Source organism: Flavobacterium sp. 20NA77.7, assembly GCF_031326205.1.
In the GTDB taxonomy this organism is placed as follows: domain Bacteria; phylum Bacteroidota; class Bacteroidia; order Flavobacteriales; family Flavobacteriaceae; genus Flavobacterium; species Flavobacterium nakdongensis.
In genome coordinates, this window is record NZ_CP133721.1 from 717,925 (window position 1) to 730,546 (window position 12,622).

13 protein-coding genes and 1 other RNA gene are annotated in these 12,622 nt (G+C 30.7%); 3 read left to right on the forward strand and 11 right to left on the reverse strand.

The window, feature by feature from the left end:
* Positions 1-35 precede the first annotated feature (35 nt).
* From ssrS to RF683_RS03070, 4 genes are all read right to left on the reverse strand, one after another.
* A non-coding RNA gene (gene ssrS / locus RF683_RS03055) (6S RNA) lies at positions 36-140 on the reverse strand.
* A 63-nt stretch (positions 141-203) separates the two neighbouring features.
* Positions 204-494 carry a cell division protein ZapA gene (locus tag RF683_RS03060; protein WP_309532746.1) on the reverse strand — a complete coding sequence of 97 codons (291 nt, stop codon included), beginning with the start codon at positions 492-494 and terminating at the stop codon, positions 204-206.
* Position 495: 1 nt separating this feature from the next.
* Positions 496-786: a hypothetical protein gene (locus tag RF683_RS03065; RefSeq protein WP_298656664.1), complete on the reverse strand. Its 291-nt coding sequence runs from the start codon at positions 784-786 to the stop codon at positions 496-498.
* A gap of 107 nt (positions 787-893) precedes the next feature.
* Entirely contained in the window at positions 894-1,934 is a 1,041-nt protein-coding gene (locus tag RF683_RS03070; protein ID WP_309532747.1) for a formimidoylglutamase, read from the reverse strand.
* 115 nt (positions 1,935-2,049) lie between these two features.
* On the opposite strand from RF683_RS03070, the gene RF683_RS03075 reads away from it, so the two are divergent.
* The gene (locus tag RF683_RS03075; protein WP_309532748.1) at positions 2,050-2,937 is read left to right on the forward strand and encodes a hypothetical protein; all 888 of its coding nucleotides are present in this window, start codon (positions 2,050-2,052) and stop codon (positions 2,935-2,937) included.
* A 48-nt stretch (positions 2,938-2,985) separates the two neighbouring features.
* Here the strand turns inward: RF683_RS03075 and RF683_RS03080 are convergent, their stop codons facing one another.
* The 7 genes from RF683_RS03080 to rsfS all read right to left on the reverse strand — a co-directional run bounded on the left by RF683_RS03080 (position 2,986) and on the right by rsfS (position 8,554).
* Positions 2,986-3,765, reverse strand: a complete 780-nt coding sequence (locus RF683_RS03080; protein WP_309532749.1) for a superoxide dismutase — start codon at positions 3,763-3,765, stop codon at positions 2,986-2,988.
* Positions 3,766-3,811: 46 nt separating this feature from the next.
* A complete protein-coding gene (locus RF683_RS03085; protein WP_309532750.1) occupies positions 3,812-4,093 on the reverse strand; it encodes an acyl-CoA-binding protein in 282 nt (93 codons plus the stop codon).
* The gene (locus RF683_RS03090) at positions 4,093-4,752 is read right to left on the reverse strand and encodes a phosphatidylserine decarboxylase family protein (RefSeq protein ID WP_309532751.1); all 660 of its coding nucleotides are present in this window, start codon (positions 4,750-4,752) and stop codon (positions 4,093-4,095) included. Before RF683_RS03090 ends, RF683_RS03085 begins: the two co-directional genes overlap by 1 nt.
* Positions 4,742-5,548: a phosphatidate cytidylyltransferase gene (locus tag RF683_RS03095; RefSeq protein WP_309532752.1), complete on the reverse strand. Its 807-nt coding sequence runs from the start codon at positions 5,546-5,548 to the stop codon at positions 4,742-4,744. The genes RF683_RS03090 and RF683_RS03095 overlap by 11 nt, the downstream gene beginning before the upstream one ends.
* Before the next feature lies 1 nt (position 5,549).
* A complete protein-coding gene (locus tag RF683_RS03100) occupies positions 5,550-6,152 on the reverse strand; it encodes a lactate utilization protein B/C (protein ID WP_309532753.1) in 603 nt (200 codons plus the stop codon).
* Between the two features lie 95 nt (positions 6,153-6,247).
* Positions 6,248-8,176 (reverse strand): ATP-dependent zinc metalloprotease FtsH, encoded by a 1,929-nt coding sequence (gene ftsH / locus RF683_RS03105; RefSeq protein ID WP_309532754.1) that lies wholly within the window; start codon positions 8,174-8,176, stop codon positions 6,248-6,250.
* 6 nt (positions 8,177-8,182) lie between these two features.
* Positions 8,183-8,554: a ribosome silencing factor gene (gene rsfS / locus RF683_RS03110; protein ID WP_309532755.1), complete on the reverse strand. Its 372-nt coding sequence runs from the start codon at positions 8,552-8,554 to the stop codon at positions 8,183-8,185.
* Positions 8,555-8,638: 84 nt separating this feature from the next.
* Here rsfS and RF683_RS03115 point away from each other — a divergent pair, with 84 nt between their 5' ends.
* Positions 8,639-9,370, forward strand: coding sequence for a biotin--[acetyl-CoA-carboxylase] ligase (locus tag RF683_RS03115; RefSeq protein ID WP_309532756.1), 732 nt, complete (start codon positions 8,639-8,641; stop codon positions 9,368-9,370).
* 88 nt (positions 9,371-9,458) lie between these two features.
* Positions 9,459-12,620 (forward strand): cytochrome c biogenesis protein CcsA, encoded by a 3,162-nt coding sequence (gene ccsA / locus RF683_RS03120; protein ID WP_309532757.1) that lies wholly within the window; start codon positions 9,459-9,461, stop codon positions 12,618-12,620.
* Positions 12,621-12,622 lie beyond the last annotated feature (2 nt).

Below are 12,622 nucleotides of genomic sequence, written 5' to 3' on the forward strand. Positions count from 1 at the left end.
TATATATAAAAAAAGCCTACATTAGGAGTTTGAATAAACTCGTAAAAACAGGATTTGAGCTAGCGCATTGTTCAAGGATTTCCGCAAGGGAACATGCTTTAGTAATGCAGATTTACTCACTTTAATAGTTAGTGTTGAGTTTATCAAAATTATACTAATGTAGGCAGTATCTTTAGTTTATTTTTAAGAACGTATTTCTTTATTTATTTTAAGAAACTTTCGATTTTATCGTCTAATTTTTTTAATCGTTCAAAAGCATCGTCCAAATCTGTACTTTTATCTATTTGCTTTTGTTCAATTTGAGAAGCAAATTGTAAGGCGCACATGGCTAATACATCTTGCTTATCTCTTACGGCATAGCTTTCTTCAAATTTACGTATCGTAGCATCAATTTTTTTTGAAGCGGTACGTAACCCTTCTTCTTGTGAGGTTTCCACTGTTAATGGATACACCCTGTCTGCAATCGATATTTTAATTTTTAACTTTTCTGTCATTTTATTCAGAAAGTTGTGCTATACAATAATCAATCTCTCTAATTAGAGCGTTTATTTTCAGCTTGGTTTCTCGTTTATATTCTTCACTGCCTAGAAGAGAATTGGTAATTTTTAAGCTTTCAAGCTCTTGTTCTAATGTGCGAATAGTTTTTTGTTTCTCTTGCATCATCTCTTTTACAGCATTGACCTCTTGGGTTAAATCTTGATTTAACTTCTCTAAATTCTCCAATTTTTTTGATAATTTGAAGAATTTAACTTCAAGAGAATCAATTACTTTTGATAATTCACTCATTACTACCAAATTTCTTTTCTTGATTTTACAAATTTAGAATTACTAATTTAAAATTCAATGTTTTTTTAGAAAAATTTACATCTTTTTTTTAAATAAGTACTAAATGTTTAGTAATCAGCAGTATGTTTGCTTTTTATAAAGTCTACAATTAGGGTCGCTATTAATTTTCCTGTTAAATGATTGTTGTTAGAATGGTCTAAATCTGGTGCTCCTTCACAAATATGAAAATAACTTGCTTGTTCTTCTTTGCCAAAGAAATGAATGAAATGTCGGGCTTTTTCTATGCTAAACCCGCTTAATGTCATAGCACTACTGTAAATACCTGGCAACGCATCCAGATCTAATTCTATTCCAAAAGGTGTATCATTTATGAATTTTAAAGCGCTACTTAATTCTGAGGTAAAACTCTTTTCTTTTCTAACAGCAATTTCTTCGTAGGTGTTGTATTTTATGCGTTCGGTTATAGATTTAATTGTATTGAAAACGCTTTTTGAAACAAAATTTTCATGTAGTCCAAAAATGAAATATTTTTTTAAAAATCCATCTTCAAAGGCGTAAGTAAAACCATTTCCGCTATGTCTACCTTCCATAATTCTAAAATCAGTATGGGCATCAAAATTTATAGCATTAATAGGTTTTCCTTTGGCTAATGCTAATCCTTTGATATTGCCATAGGCATTGTTGTGACCGCCGCCAATAATTATTGGAATTTTTCCAGCTTTTACTACTAAGCAAATTAAATGAGAAACTTCTTTATCTATTCGCTCTACGAGTTGAAAAAGTTGTTTTCGTTCTTCTTTATTACTTGTACTTAGTTTTGAAGCAATAGCCATTTCTTCTGAAAAATCTAATTCGCCTAATGCAATTAGTTCGCTTCCTTTGCAAAATTTATTATGCTGGAAGTTTACTAAGCTTTTTAGTGCACTACTAAATGCTGAAGCTGTTCCAATTCGGCCTAAATTTGCTTTTACACCGATATCTTCGGGCAGACCTATTAGGGCAAATTTTGCTTCACAATTTTTTAAAGATTCAAAAATATCTTCATCCTTAGGTAATGTAATTATTTTTTCGCCAAATTTTACTTCACCGCTTCTGTGTTGGGTAATTTTAGCTAAATCAGTGCTACTAAATAGTTTTAATTTTTCCATAGGAGAATGTTAAATCTGTTGACAAATATACTATTTCAATAAAGAATACGTTTATATTAGTAGTAAATTTAAAATTAATTTTATTTTTGCAATTAACACAATCAAATCTAAAAAAATGAATCTATCACAATCAAATTCTAGAAACTCTGGGTTGAAAGCTATCATAGTTATTCTACTTTTATTATTGTTAGGTAGCTTGGCTTATACGTATAAGTTGCAAACAGAAACTACAGAAGCAACTACTAAGTTAACTTCTGATAAAGAAAAATTACAAGCTGAGTTAGAAGCTAAAATTGCAGAATATAACACCGCTATTGCCGATAATACGGCCTTGAAAGGGGAATTAGAAGAAGAGCAAGCAAAAATGGTTGAATTGTTAGAGAAATTAAAAAAATCTGAAGGAGATGCATCGTCATTAGCTAAATTTAGAGTTCAATTTTCACAATTAAAACGTGATATGAACAATTTAGTTGCAGAAAACAATTCTTTAAAAGAACGAAATACGAAGCTTTCAAAAGATTTAGACAGTACATCTACTGAATTAAATGTTGCTAAAACGTTAAATGATACATTAAAGAACAGTAATAGTAAATTAGCTAAAACAATTGAAAAAGGACAAAAATTAGCTTTATTAAATTTACAAATGCTGGCCGTTAAGCAAAAAAGCTCTGGAAAACAAATACCTACCGATAAAGCAAGTAAAGCAGATGTGCTAAAAGTAAGCTTTTCCATTGCTGAAAATCAAATTGCTAAAAAAGGAGATAGAACCTTTTACGTACAAATAATTGACAGTAAAAGTAATGTGTTAGGGGATAAAAAAGGTGAAAATTTGAATGGAAATTTCTTATCCTATAGTTTTTTAAAAACGATTAAGTATGAAAATAAAACTACTCAAATTCAAGAGGATTTACCTGTTAAGAATTTGAAAGAAGGTACGTTTTTTGTAAATGTATTTGATAAAGAAGGAAATGTAGTAGTTAAATCTTCATTTGATTTAAAATAATTTCCTTGGAATAACCTATAAAAAAAGGGAGCAATTTGCTCCCTTTTTTTATTCTGTTTTTGGTTTAATCTCATTAAACTTTTCATTCACTTTTTTCCAGTTGATGACATTGTAAAAAGCCTCAATGTAGTCTTTACGTTTATTTTGATATTTTAAGTAATATGCATGTTCCCATACATCTAATGCTAGTATTGGTTTTCCTTTTTGTTCGGCATTCGGCATTAATGGATTATCTTGGTTAGTAGTTGTTGTAATTGCTAATTTACCATTCGTGTCAACAATTAACCAAACCCACCCTGAGCCAAAAATTTTGTTTGCCTTTTCTGAAAATTGTTTTTTAAACTCATCAAATGAACCAAAATCTAAAGTGATTTTTTCTGCTATTTCATCAGTTGGTTCGGTAGCATTTTGACCTAAAATTTCAAAAAATAAATTATGGTTATAATATCCTCCGCCGTTATTTCTTACGTCTGAATTTTTAGGATCTAATTTTGCTAGAATTTCTTCAATGTTTTTATTTTCTAATTCAGTCCCTTTTACGGCAGCATTTAATTTGTTGCAATAATTTACATGGTGTTTCGAATAGTGAATTTCCATTGTTTTAGCATCGATGAAAGGTTCTAGTGCATTGTAAGCATAAGGTAGTGGAATCATTTGAAATGGGCCATCTGGATCTTCAGCTTTTACATCATCTGGGTCTCCAACTTGTTGTGAGACTGCTTTTTCTGGTTCGGGAATGGTTACTTCTACCAAGTCTTTATCTTTTTTGCAACCCCCAAAGGATAATAGAGATAAAAACAATATTCCTGTTTTTAGTATGTTTTTCATTTTAAGTAGTATTTAGATTCTTTACAAAATTAAAAAAAGATATACATTACTGTCTATCTTTTAACAATTGATTTATAATTTCAATGTATTTTTCTTTTGCTTCGTCAGGAGAAATGTGTTTGACTTGCATCCATGCATTTATTTTAAATGCATTTCTTAAGTCATTTGGTTCTAAACCGTAATGTGAATGTGTTATAGTTTCTGAAAGCCCTTGCTTGTAATAGCCATATAATACCAATTGAATGTCTTGAGGAACACTCTCTTTTGGTATTTTATTAGCATTTTCCAATGCTTCGTGGAATAATTCGTCTAATGTTTTTTTTGACATTAAGATAATTTTGATATGATAGTTTTATTTCCAATGGCTTTATCACCTAATTTTACTTCTATTGGAGTGCCAATGGGTAAATATAAATCTACTCTTGAACCAAATTTGATAAAACCTGCGTCTTGACCTTGTACTACGCGCATTCCTTCTTGGGCATAATTAACAATTCTACGTGCTAATGCCCCAGCAATTTGTCTATATAGAATTTCACCATATATTCTGTTGTCAATAACTACTGTCGTTCTTTCGTTTTCTTCGCTGGCTTTTGGATGCCAAGCAACCAAATATTTTCCTGGATGATATTTACTGTATTTAACTATTCCATTTGCAGCATATCTAGTAACATGTACGTTTATTGGAGACATAAATATAGAAACCATTAAGCGCTTGTCTTTAAAATATTCTGGTTCATATACTTCTTCAATAACTACAACTTTACCGTCAACGGGTGCCAAGATGTGCTTGTCACTATTGTCTGCTTTCCTTACTGGGTTTCTAAAAAATTGTAATATCAAGATTAAAAAAGCTACAATTATAAGTTGGAAAATTTTACATAATACGGGATAGGTATCATTTAAAAAATAATCAAGTATAAAAATACTGCCTGTTGAGAAAAACGTTGAAAATAAGATTATTTTAGCTCCTTCTTTATGAAACATAGTAAAAATAAATTAAATAAAATAAATATATAAAAGGTGTAACAAAAATTACACTATCTAATCGATCTAAAATGCCGCCATGGCCAGGCATAATGTTTCCACTATCTTTAATTCCAGCTTCTCTTTTGAATTTAGATTCTACTAAATCACCAATAGTACCTAATGAAGCAACTAATAGAGCTGTAATAAGCCACAAAGTTACACTAAAAAAAGTAAAATAATAACTAATTATGATTCCCGCTAAAAGAGTGAATAATAGTCCACCAATAAAGCCTTCTATCGTTTTTTTTGGTGAAACACGTTCTAATAGTTTTGTTTTACCCCACGTTTTCCCAACTAGATAAGCAAAAGTGTCATTGCACCAAATTAGAATAAATATGGAAATAACAATTTTGTATTCTGCAGGACTTTTGAAATTAGGAAGAAGAAGTAATAATATAAAAGGAAGCGTTATGTATAAAAATAAGTGACTATATGTTTTATGGTTTTGCGTAAAGGACTTGTTTTTAAATAAATTAGTAATTAACAGTAAATTATACAAAAAGCACCCAATACTTATATATGTAAATTGGATAGGAGAGGGAGGCGCTATAAAAACAGCTAAGGCTAATAAGGTGCCTAAGCCTATAAATATATAAGGGTATTTATAATTTGTCATTTTTGAAAATTCAAAAATACTCAAACACATAAAAATAGTAAAAATGATATAAAAACTAACTGACGAAAAAAGTGTGCAAAAAACTAATAGAGCTACATAAACAGCTCCTGACAGGGTTCGAGTTAAAGTTTCATTCATTTTATAAATCTTCTAGTAGGAGTAGGTAAAGATTTTTGTGACAACTTCCATAATTTAAAAAATCATCTTCTGAGGTTTTTTCAAAATATTTTATAGCCGTAATATTTGTTGGGTATTCCTTGTCATATTTAGATTTAATACTTCTTAACCCATCGCCTTTTGACATTAATATTTGACTAGTTGATGCAAAGACTACAACATTCGCAGGTAACTCGTCTATTTTAAATTGCTTTAATTGTTTTGAAGAAAAAAGAATAGAACCTTCATCTGCAATTAGATTTTCACAAGAAGTGAAGAAAAATGAAGGATTTTGAATGTCAGTAAAGTTTAGTTTGTTTTCTTCTAAAAAGTTATATAATCTACTGTCAAAACAACAAACATCCCTTTCAAACCAATCATTTTCTTCTAAAATATTTTCAAAGTTTTCGTGTACTTCATTTATGTTTACACAATATATGAATTTACCGCCATTTTCTCTGAATTTGAAAGTAAACAATTCGTCAACAGGTAATATTTCGTCTGGCAAAAATTGACTTTTATTGTCTATTTTCTCCTGATTTTCATTTTCGCTTTGAGTACCAAATATTTTTTTAAAAATATTCATGTTTTTCTTCTAAATGATTCTTAACTTCCAAATATAAAAAAATCTTAGTTCCAAAAAACATTTGAACTAAGATTTTTTCATTTTCGAACTAAATTTTATTCAATTATAGGTTCTTCTGCTATTTCGAAAGGTCTTTTTCCAAAAATATTTTCTAAATCATCTTTGAAAATCACTTCTTTTTCAATTAAAATGGAAGCTAATTCTTCTAATTTTTCTCTATTTTCTGTCAAAATTGTAATGGCTCTTTGATATTGCTCTTCAATTAGCGTTGAAATTTCACTATCAATTACCTTGGCAGTTTCTTCAGAATAAGGCTTAGAGAAATTATAATCACTTTGACCAGTAGAGTCATAATAGGTTATATTTCCTAATTTGTCATTAAGACCATAAATAGTTACCATAGCTCTTGCTTGTCTAGTTACTTTTTCTAAGTCGCTTAAAGCGCCAGTTGAAATTTTATCAAAAACTACTTTTTCTGCTGCACGACCACCCATAGTTGCGCACATCTCGTCAAGCATCTGTTCTGTTCTAACAATTTGTCTTTCCTCAGGTAAATACCATGCTGCTCCTAAACTTTGTCCTCTAGGTACTATCGTTACTTTTACTAATGGAGCCGCATATTGTAACATCCAACTTACTGTAGCGTGTCCAGCTTCATGAATGGCAATTGCACGTTTTTCTTCAGGAGTAACAATTTTGTTTTTCTTTTCTAAACCACCAACAATTCGGTCAACGGCATCCAGAAAATCTTGTTTGTTTACACCTTTTTTATCCTTTCTCGCGGCAATTAATGCTGCTTCATTACACACATTAGCAATATCTGCACCCGAAAAACCAGGAGTTTGTTTGGCTAAAAACTCAGTGTCTAATTCTTCTAATTTGGTAATGTTTTTTAAATGTACTTCAAATATTTCTTTTCGTTCTCTAATATCTGGTAAATCCACATAAATTTGTCTGTCAAAACGTCCTGCACGCATTAAGGCTTTATCTAAAACATCAGCTCTATTTGTTGCTGCCAAAACAATAACGTTGGTATCTGTACCAAAACCATCCATTTCCGTTAATAATTGATTCAGTGTATTTTCACGTTCATCATTACCACCTGAAAAATTATTTTTTCCTCTCGCTCTACCTACGGCATCAATTTCGTCAATAAATATTATGGCAGGCGCTTTTTCTTTCGCTTGTTTGAATAAATCTCTCACACGTGATGCACCCACACCTACAAACATTTCTACAAAATCAGAACCAGATAATGAAAAGAAGGGTACTCTAGCTTCGCCAGCTACTGCTTTAGCTAATAATGTTTTTCCTGTTCCTGGAGGACCTACTAGAAGTGCTCCTTTTGGAATTTTTCCACCTATACTTGTGTATTTTTCAGGGTTTTTTAAGAATTCTACAATTTCTTGAATTTCTTCTTTAGCACCTTCTAATCCTGCTACATTTTCAAATGTAACTCGTGTGTCATTTTTTTCATCAAATAATTTAGCTTTAGATTTTCCTATACTAAATATTTGTCCGCCACCGCCGGCACCGCCTCCCATTCTTCTTGACATAAAATAGAAAAACCCAATGATTAAGAATGTTGGCAGCAAGAAAGTGATAATTTCTCCCCAGTCGCTCGTTGTTTTGAAATTATAGTTTGCTAATAATTTTTTCGCCTTTGCTTCATCTAATTTTTTTTGAAACAATTCAGCGGAACCAATACTTTCAATTACGTAGTGCGGACCCGTTTTATTGGTTGATTTAAAAACACTATTTTGGTTTTTTTTAAGTTGGGGATTTGCAAGTCCTCTTTGATTCAAAACAATTTCAGCTGTTTTGTCATTATAAACCACAACTTCCTGTATCTCATTTTTTTGAACTAATTCTTCAAATTTTGAAATTGATATAGGTTCAGGAAAGCCTAATGAAAAGCTTTTATCAAAAAAATTGATGGCTAAGAAGAGTAAAATAATTAGTGTTGGAAAAAACCAAGGACCAATTTTGTATACTTTAATTTTTGGTTTATTGTTTTCTGACATAAGTGCTTAAAATTTATTTTCTAATGATGTGATTTTAGCATCACCCCAAAGACTCTCGATGTTATAATATTCTCTAATGTGTTTTTGAAATACATGAACTACAATACTTACATAATCCATTAATACCCATTCTCCATTGTCTGTTCCTTCTACGTGCCAAGGCTTATCTTTTAATTCCTTTGAAACACCTTTTTGTACCGAATTTACGATAGCATTAACTTGTGTGTTTGATGTACCATTGCAAATTACAAAATAATCACACACTCTATTGTCAATTCCTCTTAAGTCTAATATATCTATATCTAACCCTTTTACATCTTCAATTCCTTTGATTATACTTGCTAGTAAATCATCTATACTGTTATTTTTTTTTGTCATCTATTATTTTTTCGTTTTTTGCAAAGGTATCATTTTTTGTTTTTACTTTTGAAACAAAGTTAAGTACTAACAAAAAATCTTACTATGTATATTATCAAACTCAGTGCCATTGATTCAACAAATTCTTATTTAAAGGAATTGGTATCGCAAAAGACTGTGGAAAATTTGGCTGTAGTTTGGACTACTAATCAAACGAATGGGCGAGGTCAAATGGGGGCAAGTTGGATTTCTGAGCAAGATAAAAATCTAACTTTCAGTGTATTGGTTAAAGATGTTCTTAAAAATATAAACGAAGTGTTTGATTTAAATGTTTGTGTAGCTGTAACGCTTATTGAGGTGTTAAAAGAATTTAATTTACCAAAATTAGCTATAAAATGGCCAAACGACATTTTGGCAGACCAAAAAAAGATAGGAGGTGTGTTGATTGAAAATAGTATTAAAAGTGCAGGTGAATATTTGTCTATTGTTGGCATTGGCATAAATGTAAATCAAGATGATTTTTCTGGGTTACCTCAAGCATCTTCAATAAAAAATATATCAGGAATAACTGTTGATATTGAAGTGTTGTTACGTCAGTTTTTACATCAGTTTGAATTAAACTTAGTTCAATTTCAAAGTCAGGGATCTTCTTTTTTTTGGGAAAGCTACCATAAATATTTATTTAAATGTAAACAGCCTGCTGCTTTTGAAAAACAAGATGGAACTCAATTTATGGGTATCATTCGGAAAGTAACCCAAACAGGATTTCTCCAGATACAACTTGAAGATGATGCTATACAAGAATTTGAAGTTAAATCTATAAAACTACTTTTCTAACTAACATTCTACAAAGGTTTGTTAAATACACCAAAATTTCTTCTTAAATAATTACCTTTGCATTGGTTTTTAAAAAAGCAACTATACTATGTTACAAAAAATACTCGCACCGTTTTATTCTACACGTTTAATGGCCATTTTGTTTATTGTTTTTGCCGCTGCAATGGCTGCTGGAACATTTATTGAAGATGCTTACAATACTGAAACCGCTCGAATTTTAGTTTATAATGCCTGGTGGTTTGAATTAATTATGGTGTTTTTTGTGATAAACTTTTTTGGAAACATTAAAAGATATCAGTTGTATAAGAAAGAAAAATGGGCCACACTTTTATTACACCTTTCTTTTATATTTATAATTATTGGTGCATTTGTTACACGATATATTAGTTATGAAGGTATGTTGTTAGTAAGAGAAGGAGCTACTTCGAATATTGTATACTCTGACATGCCTCATATTACTGCTTTTGTTGATGGCAACTACAAAGGTGAAATGAAACGAAAAACGATTGAAAAACAAGCACTTTTTTCTAAAGCAGTAAAAAATTCGTTAACAATTTCTGATGATTTTGATGGAAAACCTTTTACCATTGACCTACAAGAATTTTTTTTAAATGCTAAACAAACGTTTAAACCAAATCCAAATGGAAAAACTTATTTGAAGTTAGTAGAAGCTAGTCAAGGAAATAGAAAAGAGCATTTTCTTTTAGATGGAGAAGTAAAAAATATTTCAAACCTATTATTTGCATTTAATAAAGCAACACCTGGCGCCATTAATATTACTGCAAAACAAGATAGCTATACTATACAAACGCCATTTGAAGGTAATTATATGCGAATGGCAGATAAAAAACAAGGAGTTGTTCAAGCGAATAGCTTGTCTGAATTACAATTCCGTTCGTTATATAATGTAGGTGGTATTCAATTTGTTTTACCAGAATTACCTGTAAAAGGAACTTTAGAATTGCAATCTGATGACAATTACAAAGATAAAAACACAGACGATGCAGTTGTTTTAAAAGTGACTTCTGAAGGAAAAGAAGAATTAGTTACGTTATTTGGTCAAAAAGGAAAACAAAGTGAGCCTAAAAGTTTTAAATTAGGTGAGTTAGAATTTACATTGCTTTATGGAAGTAAAATTCATCAATTGCCTTTTTCAATAAAATTAGATGATTTTATTGCGGAAAAATATCCAGGAACAGAAAAGAGTTACGCTTCTTTTAAAAGTAAAATTCAAATACAAGATACACAAGAGAATACAACGGTTAAAGATAGTGTATACATGAATCATGTTTTAGATTATCGCGGGTTTAGATTTTTTCAGGCAGGTTTTGATCCTGATGAACAAGGTACACATTTGTCTGTGAATCATGACTTTTGGGGAACTTGGATTACTTATATTGGTTATTTTTTATTGTACTTTGCTTTAATGGCTATACTTTTTGATAAAAATACTCGCTTTGCAGATTTAAAGAAAAAATTAGATAAAGTGAGAGGCAAAAAGAGCGCCTTAACCATGCTTTTTTTATTTTTCTCATTTGTTGGAATGGCCCAAAAACATAGTGCTATACATGCTCATGATGCTAAAGTAGTGCAAAAAATGCCGTCTTCTGAAGAAGCTTTAAAATACATTAAAAAATATAGTATTCCCGAAGAAAAAGCAGCTGAGTTTGGTAAACTAGTTATTCAAGATGAGGGAGGAAGAATGAAACCTATTAATACGTTCTCATCAGAATTACTTCGAAAAGTATCAAAGAACGATACGTTTGAAGGTTTTACTTCAGATCAAGTATTTATTTCCATGAATCAATTTCCTCAATATTGGGTGCATGTGCCTTTAATTTATTTGAAGAAGGGGAATGATAGTATTCGTAATCTTTTAGGAATAGATAAAGAAGCGAAATATGCCTCAATGATTAATTTCTTTGATGCGCAAGGCAATTATAAAATTGAAAAACAAATAGAAGAAGCTTACAAAGTGTCTATACCCAATCAGTTTCAAAAAGATTTTATAGAGGCAGATAAAAAAGTTAGATTGCTTAATCAAGCCTTGAGTGGTGAAATTTTGAAAGTGTTTCCTTTGCCAAAGGATAAAAATAATAAATGGGTTTCTTATTTAGAACTTAATCATTCCACAAATACTCCTTTAGATATTGTTAAGAATGCTTTACCCTTTTATCTGAATGAATGTGTCAACGCCACACAAACTAAAAACTATAAAGTGGTCGACCAACTTTTGAAAGGAATTAGCGATTATCAAAAGAAATTTGGCGCAAAAGTGATGTTGTCAGAGGAAAAAATCAATACAGAAATTCTGTATAATAAATATGATATTTTTAAGAAGTTATTTTCATGGTATTTATATGCAGGTGTCTTGATGTTCCTATTTGTGATTTGGAAAATATTTAGTAAAAAGAGATGGGTGGCCATAGCAACTAAAGCTTCGCATATAATTATAGGATTATTATTTTTAATGCATTTAGGAGGATTACTTATACGATGGTATATTTCGGGTCATGCACCGTGGTCTGATGCGTATGAGAGTATGATTTATGTAGCATGGGCAACAATGTTTTTTGGTTTAGCTTTTGGAAGAAAGTCTGAATTAACAGTCGCTTCAACTGCTTTTGTTACAGCCATTATCTTAATGGTAGCACATTGGAATTGGATGGATCCAGCTATCGGAAATTTACAACCTGTTTTAAATTCGTATTGGTTAATGATTCACGTAGCGGTTATTGTAGCGAGTTATGGACCTTTTACGTTAGGAATGATTTTGGGCTTAGTGGCGTTGTTTTTAATGATTTTTACCAATGCAAAAAACAAGCAAAAAATGGATTTAACCATTCAAGAAATTACTTATATTAATGAAATGGCATTGACTGTGGGACTTGTCATGTTAACAATAGGTAATTTTTTAGGGGGACAATGGGCAAATGAAAGTTGGGGACGTTATTGGGGTTGGGACCCAAAAGAAACTTGGGCATTAATTAGTATTATGGTGTATGCGTTTGTGATTCATGCACGATTTGTACCTGCTTTACGTGGTAAATGGATTTATAATGTGATGAGTGTTTTTGCTTTTGCAAGTATTTTAATGACTTATTTTGGAGTGAATTTTCACTTAAGTGGTATGCATTCTTATGCTACGGGTGAAAAACAGGCTGTAGAAATATACGTGTATATTGCTTTAGTTGTTGTTCTAATTGCAGTAATAGCTTTTTGGAAATATCAAAAATTTTATAAAAAATAAAT

Bases quoted from the DNA above. Each gene is read 5' to 3' on its own strand.
- RF683_RS03060 (WP_309532746.1), bottom strand. From the start codon at position 494: ATGACAGAAAAGTTAAAAATTAAAATATCGATTGCAGACAGGGTGTAT.
- RF683_RS03115 (WP_309532756.1), top strand. From the start codon at position 8,639: ATGTATATTATCAAACTCAGTGCCATTGATTCAACAAATTCTTATTTA.
- rsfS (WP_309532755.1), bottom strand. From the start codon at position 8,554: ATGACAAAAAAAAATAACAGTATAGATGATTTACTAGCAAGTATAATC.
- RF683_RS03085 (WP_309532750.1), bottom strand. From the start codon at position 4,093: ATGTCAAAAAAAACATTAGACGAATTATTCCACGAAGCATTGGAAAAT.
- RF683_RS03065 (WP_298656664.1), bottom strand. From the start codon at position 786: ATGAGTGAATTATCAAAAGTAATTGATTCTCTTGAAGTTAAATTCTTC.
- RF683_RS03095 (WP_309532752.1), bottom strand. From the start codon at position 5,548: ATGAATGAAACTTTAACTCGAACCCTGTCAGGAGCTGTTTATGTAGCT.
- RF683_RS03070 (WP_309532747.1), bottom strand. From the start codon at position 1,934: ATGGAAAAATTAAAACTATTTAGTAGCACTGATTTAGCTAAAATTACC.
- ccsA (WP_309532757.1), top strand. From the start codon at position 9,459: ATGTTACAAAAAATACTCGCACCGTTTTATTCTACACGTTTAATGGCC.
- RF683_RS03075 (WP_309532748.1), top strand. From the start codon at position 2,050: ATGAATCTATCACAATCAAATTCTAGAAACTCTGGGTTGAAAGCTATC.
- RF683_RS03100 (WP_309532753.1), bottom strand. From the start codon at position 6,152: ATGAATATTTTTAAAAAAATATTTGGTACTCAAAGCGAAAATGAAAAT.
- ftsH (WP_309532754.1), bottom strand. From the start codon at position 8,176: ATGTCAGAAAACAATAAACCAAAAATTAAAGTATACAAAATTGGTCCT.
- RF683_RS03090 (WP_309532751.1), bottom strand. From the start codon at position 4,752: ATGTTTCATAAAGAAGGAGCTAAAATAATCTTATTTTCAACGTTTTTC.
- RF683_RS03080 (WP_309532749.1), bottom strand. From the start codon at position 3,765: ATGAAAAACATACTAAAAACAGGAATATTGTTTTTATCTCTATTATCC.